This window comes from Pseudomonas sp. lyk4-R2A-8 (genome assembly GCF_030209095.1).
Lineage (GTDB): Bacteria > Pseudomonadota > Gammaproteobacteria > Pseudomonadales > Pseudomonadaceae > Aquipseudomonas > Aquipseudomonas quebecensis.
On record NZ_JARVSS010000001.1, the window covers coordinates 71158 to 91437 of the forward strand.

17 protein-coding genes and 1 riboswitch are annotated in these 20280 nt (G+C 62.3%); of the genes, 7 read left to right on the forward strand and 10 right to left on the reverse strand.

Going from position 1 to position 20280, the window contains the following annotated elements; genetic code table 11:
* Positions 1 to 23 precede the first annotated feature (23 nt).
* The 4 genes from QRN10_RS00290 to QRN10_RS00305 form a co-directional block, all read right to left on the reverse strand.
* Complete coding sequence (locus QRN10_RS00290) at positions 24 to 632, reverse strand: YqiA/YcfP family alpha/beta fold hydrolase (protein ID WP_266245626.1); 609 nt, start codon at positions 630 to 632, stop codon at positions 24 to 26.
* Between the two features lie 110 nt (positions 633 to 742).
* On the reverse strand, positions 743 to 1558 hold the full coding sequence (cpdA, locus tag QRN10_RS00295; RefSeq protein ID WP_253510152.1) for a 3',5'-cyclic-AMP phosphodiesterase: 816 nt from the start codon (positions 1556 to 1558) through the stop codon (positions 743 to 745).
* A gap of 97 nt (positions 1559 to 1655) precedes the next feature.
* Positions 1656 to 2105: a DUF1249 domain-containing protein gene (locus QRN10_RS00300; protein WP_181080487.1), complete on the reverse strand. Its 450-nt coding sequence runs from the start codon at positions 2103 to 2105 to the stop codon at positions 1656 to 1658.
* Positions 2096 to 2713, reverse strand: coding sequence for an NUDIX domain-containing protein (locus QRN10_RS00305; RefSeq protein WP_181080488.1), 618 nt, complete (start codon positions 2711 to 2713; stop codon positions 2096 to 2098). Before QRN10_RS00305 ends, QRN10_RS00300 begins: the two co-directional genes overlap by 10 nt.
* Before the next feature lie 193 nt (positions 2714 to 2906).
* Between QRN10_RS00305 and QRN10_RS00310 the strand changes: the two genes are divergently transcribed.
* The gene (locus QRN10_RS00310; protein WP_181080489.1) at positions 2907 to 3653 is read left to right on the forward strand and encodes an RsiV family protein; all 747 of its coding nucleotides are present in this window, start codon (positions 2907 to 2909) and stop codon (positions 3651 to 3653) included.
* Here the strand turns inward: QRN10_RS00310 and cytX are convergent.
* Both cytX and thiC read right to left on the reverse strand, forming a co-directional pair.
* Positions 3622 to 4911, reverse strand: a complete 1290-nt coding sequence (cytX, locus tag QRN10_RS00315) for a putative hydroxymethylpyrimidine transporter CytX (RefSeq protein WP_285427670.1) — start codon at positions 4909 to 4911, stop codon at positions 3622 to 3624. The two genes, QRN10_RS00310 and cytX, sit on opposite strands and share 32 nt — an antisense overlap.
* A 124-nt stretch (positions 4912 to 5035) precedes the next feature.
* On the reverse strand, positions 5036 to 6940 hold the full coding sequence (gene thiC / locus QRN10_RS00320; protein WP_181080491.1) for a phosphomethylpyrimidine synthase ThiC: 1905 nt from the start codon (positions 6938 to 6940) through the stop codon (positions 5036 to 5038).
* Between the two features lie 148 nt (positions 6941 to 7088).
* Positions 7089 to 7194: riboswitch (TPP riboswitch) on the reverse strand.
* Positions 7195 to 7388: 194 nt separating this feature from the next.
* Here thiC and QRN10_RS00325 point away from each other — a divergent pair.
* The gene (locus tag QRN10_RS00325; protein WP_181080492.1) at positions 7389 to 8828 is read left to right on the forward strand and encodes a TolC family outer membrane protein; all 1440 of its coding nucleotides are present in this window, start codon (positions 7389 to 7391) and stop codon (positions 8826 to 8828) included.
* Between the two features lie 342 nt (positions 8829 to 9170).
* Here QRN10_RS00325 and waaA read toward each other — a convergent pair whose 3' ends face one another.
* Positions 9171 to 10448: a lipid IV(A) 3-deoxy-D-manno-octulosonic acid transferase gene (gene waaA / locus QRN10_RS00330; protein ID WP_181080417.1), complete on the reverse strand. Its 1278-nt coding sequence runs from the start codon at positions 10446 to 10448 to the stop codon at positions 9171 to 9173.
* 23 nt (positions 10449 to 10471) lie between these two features.
* The gene (locus tag QRN10_RS00335) at positions 10472 to 11362 is read right to left on the reverse strand and encodes a LysR family transcriptional regulator (RefSeq protein WP_181080416.1); all 891 of its coding nucleotides are present in this window, start codon (positions 11360 to 11362) and stop codon (positions 10472 to 10474) included.
* A gap of 102 nt (positions 11363 to 11464) precedes the next feature.
* Between QRN10_RS00335 and QRN10_RS00340 the strand changes: the two genes are divergently transcribed.
* The 4 genes from QRN10_RS00340 (at position 11465) to QRN10_RS00355 (ending at position 14870) form a co-directional block, all read left to right on the forward strand.
* Positions 11465 to 11800, forward strand: coding sequence for a DMT family transporter (locus QRN10_RS00340; RefSeq protein WP_285427671.1), 336 nt, complete (start codon positions 11465 to 11467; stop codon positions 11798 to 11800).
* Between the two features lie 82 nt (positions 11801 to 11882).
* Positions 11883 to 13052: an NAD(P)/FAD-dependent oxidoreductase gene (locus tag QRN10_RS00345; protein WP_266245616.1), complete on the forward strand. Its 1170-nt coding sequence runs from the start codon at positions 11883 to 11885 to the stop codon at positions 13050 to 13052.
* Positions 13049 to 13861: an aldo/keto reductase gene (locus QRN10_RS00350; protein ID WP_253510142.1), complete on the forward strand. Its 813-nt coding sequence runs from the start codon at positions 13049 to 13051 to the stop codon at positions 13859 to 13861. The genes QRN10_RS00345 and QRN10_RS00350 overlap by 4 nt, the downstream gene beginning before the upstream one ends.
* Before the next feature lie 40 nt (positions 13862 to 13901).
* A complete protein-coding gene (locus QRN10_RS00355) occupies positions 13902 to 14870 on the forward strand; it encodes a metal ABC transporter ATPase (protein WP_253510139.1) in 969 nt (322 codons plus the stop codon).
* A gap of 56 nt (positions 14871 to 14926) precedes the next feature.
* Here the strand turns inward: QRN10_RS00355 and hldE are convergent, their stop codons facing one another.
* The gene (gene hldE, locus QRN10_RS00360) at positions 14927 to 16351 is read right to left on the reverse strand and encodes a bifunctional D-glycero-beta-D-manno-heptose-7-phosphate kinase/D-glycero-beta-D-manno-heptose 1-phosphate adenylyltransferase HldE (protein ID WP_266245612.1); all 1425 of its coding nucleotides are present in this window, start codon (positions 16349 to 16351) and stop codon (positions 14927 to 14929) included.
* Between the two features lie 111 nt (positions 16352 to 16462).
* The gene (gene msbA, locus QRN10_RS00365; protein ID WP_181080411.1) at positions 16463 to 18268 is read right to left on the reverse strand and encodes a lipid A export permease/ATP-binding protein MsbA; all 1806 of its coding nucleotides are present in this window, start codon (positions 18266 to 18268) and stop codon (positions 16463 to 16465) included.
* A 157-nt stretch (positions 18269 to 18425) separates the two neighbouring features.
* Here msbA and QRN10_RS00370 point away from each other — a divergent pair, with 157 nt between their 5' ends.
* On the forward strand, positions 18426 to 20279 hold the full coding sequence (locus tag QRN10_RS00370; protein WP_266245610.1) for a bifunctional O-antigen ligase/aminoglycoside phosphotransferase family protein: 1854 nt from the start codon (positions 18426 to 18428) through the stop codon (positions 20277 to 20279).
* Position 20280: the final 1 nt, after the last annotated feature.

Below are 20280 nucleotides of genomic sequence, written 5' to 3' on the forward strand. Positions count from 1 at the left end.
GTAACCTGCGATTGGCAAGGCGCTTACAGTGCCGAGAAATCGAAGGATTGATACTGATCTGCGCCAATGCCGGCAAAACCGAGCAACGCCGGCAGTTGCCGGGCAAACCCCTGGTAACCATGGTCGCCGCCCGCCTGGATGCGTAGGGCGCAGGCCCGGTAGTACTGCTGGGCTAGACGGTAATCCAGGGTTTCATCGCCGGTCTGCAACCACACCTGGTAACGCGTGGGGTCCTGGGGCGCGGGCACTTCCAGCTCGGACAGCGCCGTTACATGATCGTGGGTCAGCTCCCAGGTTTCATCGGTATAGAGGTTCTTCTGGGTGCCCAGGTAACCGTCGAACATTCGATGCGGGCTGACCGCCGGATTGACCAGCAGCGCCTTGAGGCCATGGCGTTCGGCAAGATGGGTTGCATAGTAGCCGCCGAGCGAGCTGCCGACCAGCAGTGGGCTGCCCAGTTCTGCGATGGCTGCCTCCAATTGAGGAATCGCCTGACGCGGGTGGTGATGCAGCGCCGGGACACGCAACCGGTCGGACAGGCCGAGGTTATCCATCACGGTTATCAACTGGCTGGCCTTGTTGGAGGCCGGCGCGCTGTTGAAACCGTGGATATACAGGATCGAAGCCGACATGCCGGGCTCTCCGTGCTTGCGCTAAAACGCGCAGTTTACAGGGATCGGGGCGGTGTGAGCACCCGATCATCCAACCACCTCCCACAGTTTCTGTTCAGTGTTTGCAGCCGTTAATAGCCGTTGCTGCCGTAATCGACGCTGAAGGCGAATCCCTTGACCCGCTCCACGCCGGTCTCCAACCGTCCGTCGGCATGCAAACGCAACCAGCGATAGCCCGGTGCCTGTTCGCTGACCTTGAAATCCTCGCTATCGGGCGCGAATTGAATACACGTGGAAGGCGACGCCAGCAGGCGCACGCCGTTGCGCTCGCGATCGATTTCCTGATGCACATGACCCCAGAGCAGCGCCTTGACCTGGGGGAAGCGGTCCAGCACGGCGAACAACGCCTCGGGATTGCGCAGGCCGATGGGGTCCATCCATGCACAGCCGATCGACACCGGATGGTGGTGGAAGCACACCAGATGATGACGGTTCGGTGCCTCGCTCAGGGCCTGAGCGAGCAATTGCAGCTGTTGGTCCTGCAGGTAGCCGGGCACGGAACCGGGAACGGCAGAGTCCAGCAGGGTAATGCGCCAGTTGCCAACATCCACCACCGGCTCGAGCAAATCGCTGTGCACGGCAGCCTGAACCATGATCTGCGGCTCGTCGTGGTTGCCGGGAATCCAGCGCGTGGGAGCGCCGATGCTCGCGGTCAGGGCACGAAACTGTTGATACGACTCCAGCGTACCGTCTTGGGACAAATCCCCCGTGGCCAGCACCAGGTCGATAGTCGGCTGCTGCTCGCGCACCAATTCAATCACCCGTTGCAGGCTCTGGCGGGTATTCATACCCAGCAGCGTCGTGTCGCCTTCGGCAAACAGGTGGCTGTCGGACAGTTGTACCAGCAACGCCGAAGCGTCGGGGCTCACGGTGGATACGCTCGGCAAGGCGCTCTCCCAAGGCAATCACAGGAATGGACGGTTGACGCGATTATGCTGGGCAGGCCACAAAGAGGAAACCTGGGGAAGCAGACACAGTTCACATCTATCGCACGACTTCGAACTCGTGCCCCAGGGCCAGGCAATGGCTCAACCACTCACCCAGGAACACATTGAGCTGGGCTTTTTCATCAGGCTGGTGCATGAACACGTTCGGGTAAGGATAGATGCTGCGAAAGCGCCGCGCATGTTCGGCGCTGATGACTTCGGCCATACGCGCGTCGTGGTACACCTGCACTTCCAGTTGCGGCACCGGCAACCACGGCAGGCTGTGCTCCTGGCGTATGCGCAGGGTGGTGGTGTACGGGCAGTTGACGATGACTTCCAGGGCCAGCACACCGAGCATCTGGTCACCATGGGTCACGCCGATGCGCCGCGCCTCGGGGGCGTGGCGCATGTCGGGGAGCAAGCGCATCAGCCGCGCATAATTGGCCTCGCAGGCGGCTTGCAGCCCGATCAGGTCGACGCGATAACGTTCCCGTGCCTTTACTGCCATAACCCCCTCACTTGCGCGCGGTTAAGCGCTAGCCATTGCAGGGCGATAATGCTGGCTGCGTTGGAAATTTTGCCGTCGCGCACCGCTTGCAGGGCGTCTTCGAAGGCCCAGGTGGTGACGCGGATGTCTTCTGCTTCTTCTTCCAGGCCGTGAACGCCGCCTGCGCCCGTGCTGTCGCAACGACCCAGGTACAAGTGTACGAATTCGGTGCTGCCGCCGGGCGACGGGAAATACTTGGTGATCGGCCACAGCGCGGAGAAGGTCAGCCCAGCTTCCTCCTCGGCTTCGCGGTGCGCAACCTCCTCAGGTTGCTCATCCTTGTCGATCAGGCCGGCGACCATTTCGATCAACCAGGGGTTGTCGGTACGGCCCATGGCGCCCACGCGAAACTGCTCGATCAACACCACTTCATCACGCTGCGGGTCGTAGGGCAGCACGCACACGGCGTCGTGACGGACGAAGACTTCGCGGTTGATCACCCGGCTCATGCCGCCGTCGAATTTCTCGTGGCGCAATTGCACGCGATCAAGCTTGTAGAAGCCTTTGTAGGCATTGTCGCGCTGCACGATTTCAATCGCTCTCGGCTTCGATTTTGCTGTGTCCGTCATATCCCTTCCTCGTTATGCCTGGGCAATTCGCGCCATCCTAACGCGCTCAAGCCCGTCGGCGCAGCCCCTTTCCGGTTGCCGGGATAGACGGCGAGCGTCAAACTCACTCTAATGAGCTTAGTGGCGAACTGACTGCCTTGCCGGGAGTCGAAGCTGCACAAATCTGGCTCTTATCGTTAGACGAAGGACATCCATGTCGCTTTTAAAGATTGCTTCCGTGGCCTGCATCGCATTGACCCTCGGTGCCTGCCAAAGCCTGTTTCAACCGAGCTATCGCACCCCGCTGGAAGCCACCCGCGACGCCACCGAGCAGAGCAGGCCGGGCTGCGCCAGCGCCGACTGCCCGCTGGTGAACATCGACACCGTGCACTTTGCCAAGGAGCCCAAGCTGGACGCCTTGATCGAGCAGCGCCTGCTGGAGATGACCCGCACCGCCCCGAACGAGCCGCTGCCCTCGAGCCTGGAAACCTATCGCGAGCAGTTTCTGAAGACCGCCGCGCCACGCAACAGCATGTACTTGCAGGCCAAGGTACGCGAGCAGCATGACGGCTTGGTGATTATCGAGTTGTCCAGCTACCTGGATCAGGGCGCCACCCATGGCGAGCCCGGCCGCGCATTCATCAACTATTCGCGTCAACAGCAAAAGGCCCTGTCGCTGGCCGACATGCTGCTGCCGGGCAAGGAAGACGCCTTCTGGAAAGCCGCCCAGGTCGCCCACAACAGCTGGCTGATCAGCACACGCTTGAGCCTGGAACAGGAGTTCGTGAAAACCTACCCCTTCCAGAAAACCCCGAACGTGGCGCTGACCTACGGCGGCGTGATCCTCAAGTACCCCACCTCTACCATCGCACCGTACGCCCTGGGCCACGTCGAGTTGCAGATCCCCTACTCGCGCCTGGATGGCATCCTCAAGCCTGAGCTGGTGCCTGCGCGCCGCTGAAAACGCGTGCGAAGATAAACTGCAGCACCCCTGCCAGCATCAGCGCCGGCAGGGTCGCGCCGACATCCGGGTAGAGGTTGGCCAGCAGGTGATAGGTGGCGATCCCGCCTACCCAGGCCAACAGCGCCGGCCAGCGCACGTTGCCGGGTACGCCCTGGCCACGACGGCGCAGGATAAAGTGATCCACCAGCACCACGCCGAACAGCGGCGCGAACACCGAACCGATCAACAGCAGGAAGTTCTGGTACTGCGCCAGCGGCGCCAGGCAGGCGATCAGGGTACAGATCACGCCAATAGCCAATGCCAGGTGCTCGACTTTCATGCGCAGCAATATCCCGCTGGACACCGCCGCCGAGTGAATATCGGCGAAGGCGTTCTCCGACTCGTCCAACAGGATCAGCAACAGCGGAATTCCCAAGCCGGCGCCGGCCAACGCCAGCAGCAGTGCATTTACCTCACCGCTCGGTGCAAACGCCAGGGTATAGGCCACGCCCAGGCTCATCAGCCAGAAATTACCGATAAAAAAGCCCAGTGCGGTGCCGCCGAATACGCTTTTGGCGCGTTTGCCGAAGCGCGAGTAGTCGGCGATCAGCGGCAGCCAGGACAACGGCATGGCGATGGCGATATCGAACCCCACCGCAAAGGGCATCGACCCGTCGCCGGCCTGGGCCCAGAGTGCGCCGAGATCGACCTTGGCGAACAGGTTCCAGGTCAGCCACAGGCAGGCCGCCAACAGCAACCAGATGCCCCACTTGCGCAGGATCTGCCGCACGAACGTCAGTGGCCCGCTGACCGCCAGCAAGGTGGCCAAACCACCGAAAAACAGCGTCCACAACCAGGGGCTGGCCATCAAGCTGCCCGCGCTGAACGCCCGCGCGCCCAACAGGCTGGCGGCATCACGCATCACGATGATTTCGAACGCGCCCCAGCCGACCAACTGCAGCAGGTTGAGCAGCGCCGGAAGGCCGGCGCCCTTGGCACCGAGGCTGAGCTTGAGGGCGGCCATGGCGGACAGGCCGGTGTCGCTGCCGATTACGCCGACGGCAGCCAGCAACATCACGCCAACCAGGGTGCCGAGGAAAATCGCCAGCAGTGCACCGGACAAGCCCAGGCCGGGCGCGAGCAATGCGCCGGTCTGCAGGACCATCAGGCCGATGCCGAGGGAGAACCACAGGGAAAACAGGTCGCGGGCGCCAAATACTCTTTTGTCAGCAGGCACTGCGAGGTCAGGAGAATAGGTACTCGGTTGAATGCTCAAGGTGGGTATCTCTTGGGGACTTTTTTGTTTGGGAGATTGCAATCGGGGGCAAGCCCCCTCCCACATTCAGGTGCGGGAGGGAGCTTGCCCCCGATGACGGCGGTACAGACACCGCCGTCTGCGGTCAGACCTTCTTGTACAACTGACTGCCTTCCTGCTTGAACCGCTCCGCCTGCTCCGCCAACCCTTTGGCCACATCCACATCCACCGCGTCGATGCGCTGGTTGGCCGCGTACTCACGCACCTCGTGGGTCACTTTCATCGAGCAGAATTTCGGCCCGCACATGGAGCAGAAGTGGGCAACCTTGGCCGACTCCTTGGGCAGCGTCTCGTCGTGGAAGGCGCGGGCGGTGTCCGGGTCCAGGCCGAGGTTGAACTGGTCCTCCCAGCGGAACTCGAAGCGCGCCTTGCTCAAGGCGTTGTCACGGATCTGCGCGCCCGGATGCCCCTTGGCCAGGTCGGCCGCGTGGGCGGCAATCTTGTAGGTAATGATGCCGGTCTTCACGTCATCCTTGTTCGGCAGGCCCAGGTGTTCCTTGGGCGTGACATAGCAGAGCATGGCGCAGCCGAACCAGCCGATCATCGCCGCACCGATGCCGGAGGTAATGTGGTCATAGCCCGGTGCAATGTCGGTGGTCAGCGGGCCAAGGGTATAGAACGGCGCCTCGTCGCAGCATTCGAGCTGCTTGTCCATGTTCTCCTTGATCAACTGCATAGGCACATGGCCGGGCCCTTCGATCATGGTTTGCACGTCGTGCTTCCAGGCGATCTTGGTCAGCTCGCCCAAGGTCTCCAACTCGCCGAACTGGGCCGCGTCGTTGGCGTCGGCCACCGAGCCGGGGCGCAGGCCATCGCCGAGAGAGAAACTCACGTCGTACGCCTTCATGATTTCGCAGATTTCTTCGAAATGGGTGTAGGCGAAGTTCTCCTTGTGATGGGCCAGGCACCACTTGGCCATGATCGCGCCTCCACGACTGACGATCCCGGTCACGCGATTGGCGGTCAGCGGCACATAGCGCAGTAACACGCCGGCGTGGATGGTGAAGTAGTCGACGCCCTGCTCGGCCTGTTCGATCAGGGTGTCACGGAACAACTCCCAGGTCAGGTCCTCGGCGACACCATCGACTTTCTCCAGGGCCTGGTAGATGGGTACGGTACCGATCGGCACCGGCGAGTTGCGGATGATCCATTCACGGGTTTCGTGAATGTGCTTGCCGGTGGACAGGTCCATGATGTTGTCCGAGCCCCAGCGAATGCCCCAGGTCATCTTCGCCACTTCTTCTTCGATGGACGACCCCAGGGCGCTGTTGCCGATATTGCCGTTGATTTTCACCAGGAAATTGCGGCCGATGATCATCGGCTCAAGCTCGGTGTGGTTGATGTTGGCGGGGATGATCGCGCGACCGCGGGCAACTTCTTCGCGTACGAACTCCGGGGTAATGATCTTTGGAATACTCGCGCCGAAACTGTGCCCGGCGTGCTGCTGCTTGAGCAGGCCGGTGGCACGGGCTTCCTCCAGCTTCATGTTCTCGCGGATGGCGACGTATTCCATCTCCGGCGTGATGATGCCCTTGCGCGCATAGTGCATCTGCGAGACGTTCGCCCCGGCCTTGGCGCGGCGTGGGTTCTGCAGGTGCGCAAAGCGCAGGTGAGCAAGATCGGGATTATCCAGCCGCTCCTGGCCATAGCGGGAACTCAGGCAGGCCAGCCGCTCGGTGTCGCCGCGCGCTTCGATCCAAGGTGAGCGCACATCGGCCAGGCCCTTGCGCACATCAATGATGACGTTGGGGTCGGTGTAGGGACCGGACGTGTCGTAGACCACCACGGGCGCGTTGATTTCACCACCAAACTCGGTAGGCGTGACATCCAGGCTGATTTCACGCATCGGCACACGGATATCGGGGCGAGAGCCCTGCACATAAATCTTCTGCGAGCGGGTAAACGGCTGCACGGAGCCGGAATCGACCTTGGCCGAATCACTCAAGTGCACGGTGTTTTTTGCTTTTTGGCTTTTTAATTCAGTGCTCATCACGGGCTCTCCAACTCTCCAGGCGGTGGATGTTTGTCGGAGCGAACCTGTGACGGATGGACGCACTGGAACCAGTGCTGTGCTTGGCGCACGAGGGCTGCTCGATAAACGAACAGCATCCCGGACGAAGCACAAGAGGACTCGCCGGGTGACGAGAAATCTTGTTCCCTACGCAGGCGCTAACCTGATCAGGTTCAACGGGATCCGGTATTTACCGATCTCAGCCTTCCAACAAGGCACCCCGACAAGAACGTCGCCAGTCTAGACCAGGGTGTGGGCAAATTGCCAATGGCGCTGCATTCAGCGTGATGAATGGCGTGAATGCAGGATTGTTGCGCCGGGTCAGCACCACTACACTCGGCTACTGCCTGAGGCTTGACGCTCTGAACCAGTCGCCGTAGCCTTGGCCATCGAATTATCACCATAATATTTATTCAGGGATCGCCTCATGCTGCGCAAACTCTCACTGGCCTTTGCCGTGTCTTGTGCGACCAACGGAATGGTCTGGGCAGCTGAAGCGCCCTTGTCCGCCAGAACCGACCTGGTCAGCGTTTATCAGGAAGCGGTGGATAACAACGCCGACCTGGCTGCCGCCCGCGCCCAGTACGGCGCGCAGAAAGAAGTGGTGCCACAGGCCCGCGCCGGCTTGCTGCCGAACCTCTCGGGCGGTGCCGATATCAACAATGTGCGCACCCAGATCGATACCCCGGCCGCCACCGCCAACCGCGATGCCCACTCCTGGCGCGCCACCCTCAGCCAACCGCTGTTCCGCGCCGATCGCTGGTTCCAGCTGCAGGCTGCCGAAGCCACCAATGAACAGGCGGCCCTGCAACTGTCGGCCACCGAACAGAACATGATCCTGCAGAGCGCCGAGAACTATTTCGCCGTGCTGCGCGCCCAGGACAACCTGGCCTCGACCAAGGCCGAAGAGAACGCCTTCAAGCGCCAACTGGACCAGTCCAACGAACGCTTCGACGTGGGCCTGTCGGACAAGACCGACGTGCTGCAATCCCAGGCCAGCTACGACACCGCGCGGGCCAACCGAATCCTCGCGCAGCGCCAGGTGGAGGACGCATTTGAAGCGCTGATCACCCTGACCAACCGTCAGTACAACTCGATCCAGGGCATTGTCCACACGCTACCGGTGTTGCCGCCGCTGCCGAACGACGCCAAAGCCTGGGTCGAAACCGCCGGGCGCCAGAACCTCAACCTGCTGGCCAGCAACTATGCCGTCACCGCCGCCGAAGAAGTCCTCAAGCAGCGCAAGGCCGGCCACGCGCCGACCCTGGACGCGGTGGCGCAATATGAAAAAGGCGATAACGACGCCCTCGGTTTCAGCAACCCGAATGCCTTCGGCACGCCCTATCGCGGTGATGTGGAACAGCGCACCATCGGCCTGCGCCTGAATATCCCGATCTATAGCGGCGGCCTGACCAGCTCACAGGTGCGCGAATCCTATTCGCGCCTGGGCCAGACCGAACAGCAACGCGAGGGCCTGCGCCGCCAGGTGGTGGAAAACACCCGCAACCTGCACCGTGCGGTAAACACCGATGTTGAGCAGGTACAGGCACGCCGCCAGTCGATCATCTCCAACCAGAGCGCGGTGGAAGCTACGGAAATCGGCTATCAGGTGGGCACCCGCAACATCGTCGACGTGCTCGACGCCCAGCGCCAGCTCTATGCTTCGGTGCGTAACTACAACAACAGCCGCTACGACTACATTCTCGACAACCTGCGCTTGAAGCAGGCCGCGGGCACGCTGAACCCAGGGGATCTACAGGACCTGGCGCGCTACCTCAAGGCTGACTACAACCCGGACCGCGACTTCCTGCCACCCGACCTGGCCAAAGCCGCCGCCGAACAGCTCAAGGCCCGCCCGAATAATTAATCACGCTGCTAAATCATGTGTGAGGGGCTTGATCATGTGGGAGGGGGCTTGCCCCTATGCCGGTCAGTTAAGGAGGAACACTGTAACTGTGGTGAGCGGGCTTGCCCCGCGTTGGGCTGCGCAGCAGCCCCAATAGGAGCGTCGCAGTATGCCAGGCAGCTCCGGGACTAGGTTTTGGGGCTGCTTCGCAGCCCAACGCGGGGCAAGCCCGCTCGCCACAGGTTACTGGTTGCCCGTTCCGTCTCTTAACTGACTGGCATTGGGGCTTGCCCCCGTTAGCGCAAGACAGCCAACACTAGTTGATCTGGCAGATCGCCATCAAGGGCAAGCCTCCTTCTCACGTTAAATCGCGATCAATCGGCCCAGACCATCGAGCAGTCGCTCAAGCGCGCCCTGGTTGGCCTGCATCACCTTGAGCCCCGCCTGCGCCATCTTGCGCGCATCCTGCGGCAGTTCGAATAACTGTCGCACGGCTTCGGCCAACCCTTGGGCGTCATCCACTTCGCGTAACGCCCCGGCTTCGCGCATCATTGCGGTAATTTCGAGAAAGTTGAATACGTGCGGCCCCATGATCACCGGCAAGGCCAAGGCTGCCGGTTCCAATGGGTTATGACCGCCGGTCGCTACCAGGCTGCCGCCGACGAAGGCGCTGTCCGCCAGGGCATACAGAAACAACAGCTCGCCCATGGTGTCGCCCAGCAGCACCGAGGTCTGCGCCGTGACGGGCTCGCCGCTGGAGCGCCGAACCGTGGTAAAGCCTTGCTGCCGGCACAGATCGAACATCGGCCCGAAGCGTTCCTGATGGCGCGGCACCAGAATCAGCAACGCATTGGGGTAGCTGTCGAGAAGTTGGCGATGGGCCGCCAGCACCACTTCATCTTCGCCGGCGTGGGTGCTGGCGGCGATCCACACCGGCCGTTCAGTGGCGCCCCATTGCGCACGCAGCGCGGCGGCGCGGGCCGATAATTGCGGGTCGACGGTCAGGTCGAACTTGATCGAACCGGTCACCTCGACGGTTTCAGGGCGTGCGCCCAGGCTCAGGAAGCGCTGGGCTTCGGTCTGCGTTTGCACGGCCAACAGGCTCATCTGCGACAGCATCGGCGCGGTTAACTTGGCGAAGCGCCCGTAACCTTTGGCCGAGCGCGCCGACAGCCGCGCATTGGCCAGCGCCACCGGAATGCCGCGCCGGGCACAGGCGTGGATATGGTTGGGCCACAGCTCGGTCTCCATGATCACTGCCAGTTTCGGCTGCACGCGATCCAGAAAGCGCTTGGCCGCGCAGGGTAAGTCATACGGCAAATAGCAGTGCTGGATGCGCGGCTCGTTGGCGAACAGGGCCTGGATCCGCTCGGAACCGGTGGGCGTCATGCAGGTGAGCGTGATCGGCAGGTGTGGATAACGCGCCAGCAACCCACGGACCATCGGCGCGGCCGCGATGCTTTCGCCCACCGAGACGGCATGCACCCAGATCCCGCCCGGCTGCAACGTCGGCAAGCCATAGGAGAACCGTTCGCCCACGCGCTGGGCGTAAGCCGGCGCCTTGCGCGCGCGCAGCCACAGACGTAAGGCCACCAACGGCAGCGCCAGGTAAAACAGACAGGTGTAGAGAGTTCTATTCATGGCGGCGGAGTTTATCGACTTTTTCAGTCAATCGCCCGCAGACACTCGGCAAAACGCTCAGCGAGAAATCGCGCGGCAGGCCCCAGGGGCTCATCGCGCCGCCAGACCAACTCGACCACCAGCGCCGGTGGGGTCCATTCGCTGTCGAGTTCGACCATCAGGTTCTGGTAGGCGGGGTATTGCACCACGTGCCGAGGCAGCCAGGCCCAGCCCAGGCCACGGATCAGCCATTCGGCCAGCACGTAGAAGCTGTCGGCCCGCCAGACCTGCGGGCTGGCGGCTTCGCTGCCGGGATAGACACTGGTCTGGGTCGACATCAATAACTGGCGATATTGCGCCAGACCCTGGCAATCCACGCGGTTCTGCGCCGCCAGCGGATGCCGGCGCCCGCAGACCGTAACCATCTCCACACTGCCCACCACCCGACGCTCCAATGCTTCGGGAATTTGGTCGTGATAGAACAGCATGCCCAGGTCAGCCTTGCGCTCCACCAATTTGCGCGCGACATCGCCTTGGGCGGCGCTGGAAAGCTGCACTTCCAGATTGGGAAATTTCCCCGCCAGGGCGTCCAGGCTGTCGAGCACCGGCTGATACAGCATCGCCTCGTCCTGAGCCAGGCGCAGACAGGCTTCTTCGCCACGCATCAATGACAGGGCGCGTCCGCTGAGGCGTTCACACTGGCGCAAGACTTCGCGCGCCTCTTCGAGCAACACAGCGCCGGCTTCGGTCAGGCGCGGCTGGCGACCGCTGCTGCGTTCGAACAGGCTCACGCCCAAGTCAGCCTCCAGCATTGCAATGCCGTTGCTGACCGCCGACTGTGCCTTGCGCTGCCCGCGTGCCACCGCCGAAAACGAGCGCTGCTCGGCCACGCTGACAAACAGACGCATCTGCTCCAGATCCCATTGAACGCTCATACGCAACCTATCTCTTATACGGATAGGTAATGACTTTACCCCATCCAGGCTGCAGCTAAAATGCCGGCCTGATTGACCCGCCCTACGCCGAGGATTTTCCCTATGAACGCCGCCTATTGCTACCTGGCCATCGCCATCTGCTTGGAAGTGATCGCCACTGTTTCCATGAAAGCTATCAAGGGCTGGAGCACCCCGATCCCACTGCTGCTGGTGATCGTCGGCTACGGCGTAGCGTTCTGGATGCTCACCCTGGTGGTGCGCACAGTGCCGGTGGGCGTGGCCTATGCCGTGTGGGCCGGGATGGGGATCGTGATGGTCAGCGTTGCGGCACTGTTTATCTACGGGCAGAAGCTCGACCTGCCGGCGATGCTGGGCATGGGCTTGATTGTGCTGGGAGTGGTGGTGATTCAGTTGTTCTCCAAAACCGCAGGGCATTGAGCCGCGGCCAACGTGTCGCACTGATAACGGGGCACTGCGCGCTATACTACGCGCCCATTTCCAACGCAGAGGTCCCGCGCGCATGCCTATTTCCACCGACGTTCTGATTGTCGGCGCCGGGGTTGCCGGCCTCTGGCTCAACGCGCGCCTGCGCGGCCAGGGATTCGCCACGGTGCTGGTGGAGAGCGCCACCCTCGGTGGCGGACAAAGCGTCAAGTCCCAGGGGATCATTCACGGCGGCGCCAAGTATGCGTTGCACGGCGCCCTCACCGGCGCCTCCGAAGCCATCGCCGACATGCCGCGCCGCTGGCGCGAAGCTCTGGCCGGCGACGGCGAGCTGGACCTGTCCGGCGTGCGCGTGCTGTCCCAGGCCCACTACCTGTGGTCCCCCGGCACACTCGCCGGCAACCTCACCAGTTTCTTCGCCAGCAAGGCCGTACGTGGCCGGGTGGATCAGGTCAAGGGCGACGAGTTGCCGCCGGCTTTGCAAGACAAACGCTTCAAGGGCAAGGTCTACCGCCTGGCCGAACTGGTAGTGGACGTACCCAGCGTCATCGAGCGCCTCGCGCAGCTGGCCGGTGACAGCCTGCTCGCCGGGCAGCACATTGAACCGCTGCTGGACGGCGACAGCCTGGTGGGCTTGAAAGTGGACGGCCGCGAGATTCGCGCCCAACGCATCGTGTTGAGCGCCGGCGCCGGCACCGCAGACTTGCTCAGCGCCCTGGGCCTGAGCCAGCCGGCCATGCAGAAGCGGGCGCTGCACATGATCCTCGCCAAAGGCCCCGGCCTGAAGCCGCTGTACGCTCACTGCCTGGGCGGTGGCACCAAGCCGCGCCTGACCATCACCACGCACCCGGCCGCCAATGGCGAATGGGTCTGGTACATGGGCGGCGACATCGCCGAAGCCGATGGCGTGGCGCGCACACCAGAGGCACAGATCGCCACCGCGCAGCAAGAGCTGGCACACCTGCTGCCCTGGATCGACATGAGCCAGACCCGCTGGGCCACCCTGCGTGTCGATCGCGCCGAGCCCCTGCAGTCGGGCCTGAGCCGCCCCGACAACGCCTTCCTCGCCGAGCAGGGCCGCCTGCTGGTGGGCTGGCCAACCAAACTGGCCCTGGCGCCGGACTTCGCCGATCGCGTGCTGCACAGCCTGGAACGCGACGGCATTCAGCCTGGCGCCACGCAACCGCTGCCGGAACTGCCCAAGCCCGCCCTCGGCGTGCCCGTCTGGGAGACCCTGTTGCCATGAGCCTGCCTACCCTGCACGACCTGCATCGCCCGCTGGGCAGCACCGGCCTGCTCGTCTCGCCGCTGGGCCTGGGCACCGTCAAGCTGGGTCGCGACCAAGGGGTGAAATACCCCAATGGTTTCCAGATCCCCGCCGACGACGAGGCGCGCATGCTGCTGCGCCAGGCCCGGGAATTGGGCATCAACCTGATCGACACCGCACCAGCCTACGGCATGAGCGAAGAACGCCTGGGGCCGTTGTTGCGCGGCCAGCGTCAGGAGTGGGTGATCGTCAGCAAGGTGGGCGAAGAATTCGAGTCGGGCGTGTCGCGTCACGATTTCAGCGCCGCCCATACACGCCTGTCGATAGAACGTAGTTTGAAACGACTTGAAACGGATTTTATCGACCTGGTTTTGGTGCATTCGGACGGCAACGACTTGCACATCCTCAACGACTGCGAGGTGTACCAGACGCTGGCGCAGCTCAAGCACGAGGGCAAGATTCGCGGTTTCGGCTTCTCCGGCAAAACCGTCGAAGGCGGCGTGCAGGCTCTGGAACAGGGGGACTGCGCGATGGTTACCTACAATCTGAACGAACAGGCCGAGAAAGCCGTCATTGATTATGCGGCGGCCCACGGCAAAGGCATCCTGGTCAAAAAGGCCCTGGCCAGCGGTCACGTGTGCCTGGCGCCAGGAATGGATCCAATTCGCGCCAGTTTCACCTTGTTGTTTGCGCAACCGGGCGTCGCCAGTGCTATTGTCGGGACCATCAACCCGCTGCACCTGGCCCATAACGTGGCGACCGCTGCCCAGGTCATTCGTCAACTCTGATGCCGCCGACGCGGCGACGCCGTCGCAAGAAGGAGCCGACATGCCGCGCACGCTCATAAGAAAAAACCCCAGCAACTTCAAGACACTGCCGCTTCACGTCGAAGCCACACCCGAAGGTCTGAGCTACCAGAGCGTCGGCATGCCGCTCAACTTCGCCCAGACGCTGCAACGGCGCAAACCGGTGGAAGTGCCGGATGCCGAGCGCTTCGCCGTGGAGCTGGCCAACCTCGGGGTGTCGGTGCGCCTGACCCTCCATTGGCAAAACCGTGATTACTGGGTGCTGGTGCGCCAACGTCGCCAGGACCGTGGCGACGTGGTGCTCAAGCTGATTTCCGGCTACGTCCCCGCCCACGAATTGAACCTGCCGCTGCACACCGCCATTCAGGAAATCGCCGAGGAATGCCTGCTTGAGACCCCCGAAGGCTGGCTCGGCGGGCGCTTCAACGAGACGTGGCTGCCGGCGCCCTACGCCACCGCCCTGCATTACCGCGAAGCCCTGCCGTTTCGCCTCAGCCCGCTGTCCGGCGCCGCGCGCCCGGTACGCTGCGCGACCACTCAGTTGATCGAGCGGCCGCGAGCCTACGTGCATTTGCCGACGGCCTCGCTGCAATTGATTTACGACCTGCGCCTGGAAGTTCCGAAGGAAGCCAAGTCCTTGAGCCTGTTCCACGTGGACGAGCGTCTGGAAGGCGACCAGTTGGTGGCACGCCTGGATCGCCAGCGCCCGGACCTGTACCTGATGCCGCTCAAGGACGGCCAGCCGCTGGCCGAGTTGTATACGGTCAAGAAGGATCAGCTGTACCCGGCCAGCACACGGGGCCTGTACCTGGCGGAAAGCTTCGCCCAGCAGGAAGGCTGGGTGGTGCGTGAAGAGCGGATTCGCTGGAAGGACTGGCTGCGCCAACAGGGGCTGGCTGAGCCTGAGAAAGAATCGAAATTGAAGCGCTTGACCGGCCGAGCGCGGCAGATGCTGCGCAAGATCGTGCCGAAGAAGAAACGAGCCACCTGAACCAGGCGTGAGCCCTGGCAAGCAGGCCTGACAGCGATCAGGCCCGCTTACCAGCGTCACTCATTGTTGCGGATTTTTTCAACAATCGCCGTGGTCGAGCTGTTTTCGACCAGGCCCAGCACTTTGACCGTGCCGCCGTAGGCGCTGACGATATCGGCACCTACCACCTGGTCGACCGAGTAGTCTCCGCCTTTGACAAGCACATCCGGCTTAACCTGGGCCAACAGGTTTTCCGGGGTCCCCTCGGGAAAGCTGATGACCCAGTCCACCGCGCCCAGACCCGCCAGGACCGCCATGCGCCGGTCGACGCTGTTGATCGGGCGGCCTGGGCCTTTGAGGCGGCTGACCGAGGCATCGTCGTTGACCGCGACGATCAAGCGATCGCCTTGGGCGCGCGCCTGCTCCAGGTAAGTCACGTGGCCGGCATGCAGGATGTCGAAGCAACCGTTGGTGAACACGATGCTCTCGTTATGGGCACGGGCATCGTCAATCGCCAGCAGCAATTGCTCAAGGCTCAGCACACCACGTTCCGAGCCTTCGGAACGCTGGATGGCGCGGCGCAACTCAGGCGCACTGATCGCAGCGGTACCCAATTTGCCGACTACGATGCCCGCCGCCAGGTTGGCCAGTGCCACCGCGTGCGGCAGCTCTTCGCCGGCAGCAATGGAGGCGGCCAATGTGGAAATCACGGTATCGCCTGCGCCGGTGACATCGAACACTTCACGGGCCCGCGCCGGCAGGTGCATGGCCGGGTGGCCGGGGCGCAATAGCGTCATGCCGTGCTCGCCACGGGTGACCAGCAAGGCCCCCAGGTCCAGGTCAGCCATCAGCGCCGCACCTTTGCTGACCAGTTCGTGCTCATCGGCGCAACCGCCGACGATGGTTTCGAACTCGCTGAGGTTCGGCGTGATCAGGCTGGCGCCCCGGTAAATCGAGAAGTCCTTGCCCTTGGGATCGGCCAGCACCGGAATGCCCCTGGCCTTCGCGGCCTGGATCAGCATCTGATGGTTCTTCAATGCACCTTTGCCGTAGTCGGACAGCACCAGCACCTTGATGCCTTCAAGCAACTCGTCGACCTGGTCGCTGAGAGCCAGTGCATCGGTGGCGAAGGGTTCTTCGAAATCGATCCGCAGCAATTGCTGATGACGACTCATCACTCGCAATTTGACGATGGTGGGCTGATGGGCGATGCGCTGAAACAACGCGCGCACGCCGGCGCCGCGCAGGCTGTTGGCCAGGCTGTCGGCGGCTTCGTCGTCGCCGGTCACGCCGACCAGGGAGGCCGGCGCGCCGAGCGCGGCGATATTGAGGGCGACGTTGGCAGCGCCGCCCGGGCGGTCTTCGATTTGCTCGACCTTGACGACCGGCACCGGCGCCTCAGGGGAAATCCGTGAGGTACCACCATGCCAGTAACGGTCGAGCATGACATCGCCGACCACCAAGACGGGGGCTTGATCGAATCGCGGCATGGACAACTTCATGGAGCAACCCACATACAAAATGAACAGGGGCGCGATATTAGCACAGGGTTACAGGAGGTTTGCGGGAGGGTTTTGCAATGTGGGAGCCGGTCGCCGGCTCCCACACAAGGTTCAGGTAATGTCGGCGGCAATCGGTGCATCCAGGCCCATGGCATGCAGGCGGGCGTAGTAGCCGTTCTGTGCCAGGAGTTCGCTGTGCGTACCACGCTCGACAATTCGGCCATCGTCCATCACCAGGATCAGGTCGGCCTTTTCGATGGTGGACAAGCGATGCGCGATCACCAGGGTGGTGCGGCCCTGCATGACCTTGTCCAGCGCCGCCTGAATGTGGCGCTCGGACTCGGTATCCAACGCCGAGGTGGCCTCGTCGAGGATCAGCAACGGCGCATTCTTGAGCAGCGCGCGGGCAATCGCCAGGCGTTGGCGCTGGCCACCGGACAACAGCACACCGTTTTCGCCGACCTGGGTATCGAAACCCTTGGGCAACTGATCGATGAAGTCCTTGGCGTTGGCATCCGCCGCGGCGGCTTCGACGTCCGCGCGGGGGGCGCCGGCCAGGTCGCCGTAGGCGATGTTGTTGGTCACGGTATCGCTGAACAAAGTCACGTGCTGGGTCACCTGGGCAATATGCTTGCGCAGGTTGAGCAGCTTGTAGTGTTCAATCTCGATACCGTCGAGCAGGATTTCGCCACTTTCATGGTGATAGAAACGCGGGATCAGACTGGCCAGGGTCGACTTGCCGCTGCCCGAGCGCCCCACCAGCGCGATCATCTGCCCAGGCTCGGCGGTAAAGCTGATGTCCTTGAGCACATGACGTTCGGTGCCTGGGTAGGTGAAGTTCAGGTTGCGCACGTCGAGGCGCCCGCTGACCTTGTCGCGCTCGATCGTGCCGTGGTCGATTTCGACCTCTTCGTCCAGCTGTTCGAAAATGCTTTCGGCGCCCGCTACACCCTTCTGGATCGTCGAGCTGACTTCCGAGAGCTGGCGGATCGGCTTGGGCAACAGACCGGCCAGCGTGATGTAGGCCACCATGTCACCGGCCGATGCATCGCCACGAAGATAGAGGACCAGGAACATCAGCACCGCCATCGCGGTGTAGATCACCAGTTGCAGCGCCGGCGTGTAGATTGCCCCGGTGCGTGTCATGCGCAACTGTTTGTTGGTGTTGCTCTGGCTGGCCTTGAGGAAGCGTTTTTCTTCATACACCTCGCCGCCGAAGCTGCGCACCACGCGGTAGCCCTGGATGGTTTCCGAAGCCACGTGAGTCACATCGCCCATCGCCACCTGAATCTTCTTGCTCTGCTTGCGAAATTTCTTGCTCGCCGTGCTGACCATCACCGCAATCAACGGCAGGATGGCGATCATCACCAGCGTCAGGCGCCAGTTCATGAACAGCAGCGAGGCAAACAGGAAGATCACCGTCATGCCTTCACGGATCACAACCTTGATCGCATCGGTCGCAGCGCCCGTGACCATGGTCACGTTGAAGGTGATACGTGAAATCAGATGCCCGGAATTGTGATTGTCGAAATAGCGGTTGGGCAGCGTCAGCAGGTTATTGAACAACTGCACGCGCAGGTCGTGGACCAGGCCCAGGGAGACCTTGGCCAGCAGGTAGTTGCCCAGGAACGAACCCAGGCCCTGCCAGGCGGCGATCAGGATGATCAGCAAGGGCACGGCTTGCAGCAACTGCAAGTCGCGCAGGTACGGCACGCTGGGGAAAAGCACGGCCTCAGGGTTGGACAGGCCGTCGACAAAGTATTTGAGGATGTAACCCAGCATCGGCTGGGTCGACGCGAAAATCAGAAATCCGAGGATACTCAGCGCGAACAAGCCCGCGTAGGGCCTCACATAACTGAGCAGACGGAAGTATATTTTCAAGCTCGAAGGGCTTGCGCTCGGACTGGAATCGGTCATATCACGCGGCGTTTTAAAAAAGGAGGCTGACTTTAGCACAGCTTCTCTGTTGTACTTGCACCCGGCATGACCCAATGCCGGGCTGGCCACAACCAGCGACATTATAATGCCACTACCTTAAGATGGTCGGCTTTCTCTTTCTGGAATGGCTTTTTATATGCACTCCAATCGCCTCAGTTATGGCAAAAATCGCGTCTTCGACTTCCTGGTCCTCTGGATTCTGCCCATAGGCTTGTTGTTGCTTCTGAGTGCGCTGTTCTTTGTGACCAACCGCAATGTGCTGCACAAGTTCTACTACGGTCTTTTCAGCGCGCCGACCTTGCTGCTGCTGTGCCTGCGCCCCAGGGAAATCAAGGAGCTGTTGCGCGAGCCGCTGGCGATCGCGTTTCTGCTGTTTTCCGCCTGGGCGCTGATCAGTCTGCTTTGGAGCCCGGAGCACCATCCCGACACCGACTTGTTCAAGCGCCCCCTGCACACGTTCATGCTGTTCGCCGGTTGCGGGTTATTGCTGCATTACCGCCATGAACTGTTCAAGCCGATTTTCTTCAGTGCGGCGGTGATCGCATTGGTGGTGTGCGCATGCAACCTGGTGGTATTCATCCAGGCCTACGAGCCCGGGATGCGCATGATCGGCGGGCGCGGCGCTCTCGACAACCCATTGCTCAGCTCCCACGTATTCGGGTTTTTCTGCGTTTACTGGCTATATGTCTGCGTTACCACCCAACGCCTGCACGTGCTGTGGTTCAGCGTGCCCGCCCTGGCGATCATGACCGCCGCGGTCATCGCCACGGGCTCACGCACACCCATGGTGGCGTTGACCCTGAGCATCCTCTGGATAATCTTCATCAGCCGTAACCGCCGCGCTGCGCTGTTGATCATCGCACTGCTCGCTGGCGCTGCGGCGCTGCTGTTCTACCCCGAGATCATCACCACCCGTGGCAGCTCATTCCGCCTTGTGCTGTGGGACATGTCGCTCAAGCTCATCGCCGAACATCCCTGGATCGGCCACAGCTACGACTCCGAGCTGTACCTGACACTGGCCGACGGTTATCAACTGCGCGAGCCCCACAGCTTTGCCTTGGGCGTGCTGTATTACGTGGGCATCATCGGCTTTATCCCCTGGATCTTCATGCTCGGCTGGGGCCTGTACAAGAGTCTCAAGGAACGGGCGCAGCCGCTGTTCATCCTGGCGTCATCGCTGCTCGCCTACGGCATCGGCGCCGGCCTGACCGAAGGCGGTGGGATTTTGTCGCGCCCCAAGGAGCACTGGTTCCTGTTGTGGATTCCATTGGCAATCATCGCCGGCCTGAGCATCGCCCAACGTCGTCGCAGCGTGCTGGACAGGTCGGCTCAGCCGCTCAAGCCAGAAGCGTTCGAGCAACTGTGCAGCGATGCCCATGTCATAGAAGCCGATGGCCTGGGCCCGAAAGTGCTGCGGTTGTCCGACGGGCGCTTCCTCAAGGTTTTCCGCCCGCGCCGCTGGTACACCTCGGGCAGCTTCAACCCCTACTCTGAACGATTTGCGAACAACGCCGAGCGCCTGCGCACCCTGGGTATCCCCACGCCGCAGATCCTTGCCCTGTATGGAATGCGTGATGGCAGCAGCGCGGTCGTTTACTCGCCGCTGCCTGGCCTGACCCTGCGCCAGGCCCTGCAAAGCCTGGACAGCAGCCTGCGCGAGTCACTGATCGAACGCTTTGGCCAGTTCATGGCCCAGCTGCATGAACGCGGTGTGTACTTCCGGTCGCTGCACCTGGGCAATGTGCTGCTGATGGATGACGGCGAGTTCGGCCTGATTGATATCGCCGACCTGCGCATCTTTCCGTCGCCGCTGCGCAACACCTTGCGCCAACGCAACCTGCGCCATATGCAGCGCTACCCGCAGGATCGCGCCTGGTTGTTCGAGACCCACTTCGAACAGTTGGCCAAAGGTTATGCCTGCATTGCCAGCCAGGGCGCCACCAATAAGATCCGCGAGCAGGTCCTGGCGTTGGCCCATCCCGCCACCTGAT

Excerpts from the sequence above, each read along its gene's own strand:
- QRN10_RS00290 (WP_266245626.1), bottom strand. The coding sequence starts at position 632 with ATGTCGGCTTCGATCCTGTATATCCACGGTTTCAACAGCGCGCCGGCC.
- QRN10_RS00300 (WP_181080487.1), bottom strand. The coding sequence starts at position 2,105 with ATGGCAGTAAAGGCACGGGAACGTTATCGCGTCGACCTGATCGGGCTG.
- QRN10_RS00305 (WP_181080488.1), bottom strand. The coding sequence starts at position 2,713 with ATGACGGACACAGCAAAATCGAAGCCGAGAGCGATTGAAATCGTGCAG.
- QRN10_RS00310 (WP_181080489.1), top strand. The coding sequence starts at position 2,907 with ATGTCGCTTTTAAAGATTGCTTCCGTGGCCTGCATCGCATTGACCCTC.
- thiC (WP_181080491.1), bottom strand. The coding sequence starts at position 6,940 with ATGAGCACTGAATTAAAAAGCCAAAAAGCAAAAAACACCGTGCACTTG.
- QRN10_RS00325 (WP_181080492.1), top strand. The coding sequence starts at position 7,389 with ATGCTGCGCAAACTCTCACTGGCCTTTGCCGTGTCTTGTGCGACCAAC.
- waaA (WP_181080417.1), bottom strand. The coding sequence starts at position 10,448 with ATGAATAGAACTCTCTACACCTGTCTGTTTTACCTGGCGCTGCCGTTG.
- QRN10_RS00335 (WP_181080416.1), bottom strand. The coding sequence starts at position 11,362 with ATGAGCGTTCAATGGGATCTGGAGCAGATGCGTCTGTTTGTCAGCGTG.
- QRN10_RS00340 (WP_285427671.1), top strand. The coding sequence starts at position 11,465 with ATGAACGCCGCCTATTGCTACCTGGCCATCGCCATCTGCTTGGAAGTG.
- QRN10_RS00345 (WP_266245616.1), top strand. The coding sequence starts at position 11,883 with ATGCCTATTTCCACCGACGTTCTGATTGTCGGCGCCGGGGTTGCCGGC.
- QRN10_RS00350 (WP_253510142.1), top strand. The coding sequence starts at position 13,049 with ATGAGCCTGCCTACCCTGCACGACCTGCATCGCCCGCTGGGCAGCACC.
- QRN10_RS00355 (WP_253510139.1), top strand. The coding sequence starts at position 13,902 with ATGCCGCGCACGCTCATAAGAAAAAACCCCAGCAACTTCAAGACACTG.
- hldE (WP_266245612.1), bottom strand. The coding sequence starts at position 16,351 with ATGAAGTTGTCCATGCCGCGATTCGATCAAGCCCCCGTCTTGGTGGTC.
- msbA (WP_181080411.1), bottom strand. The coding sequence starts at position 18,268 with ATGACCGATTCCAGTCCGAGCGCAAGCCCTTCGAGCTTGAAAATATAC.
- QRN10_RS00370 (WP_266245610.1), top strand. The coding sequence starts at position 18,426 with ATGCACTCCAATCGCCTCAGTTATGGCAAAAATCGCGTCTTCGACTTC.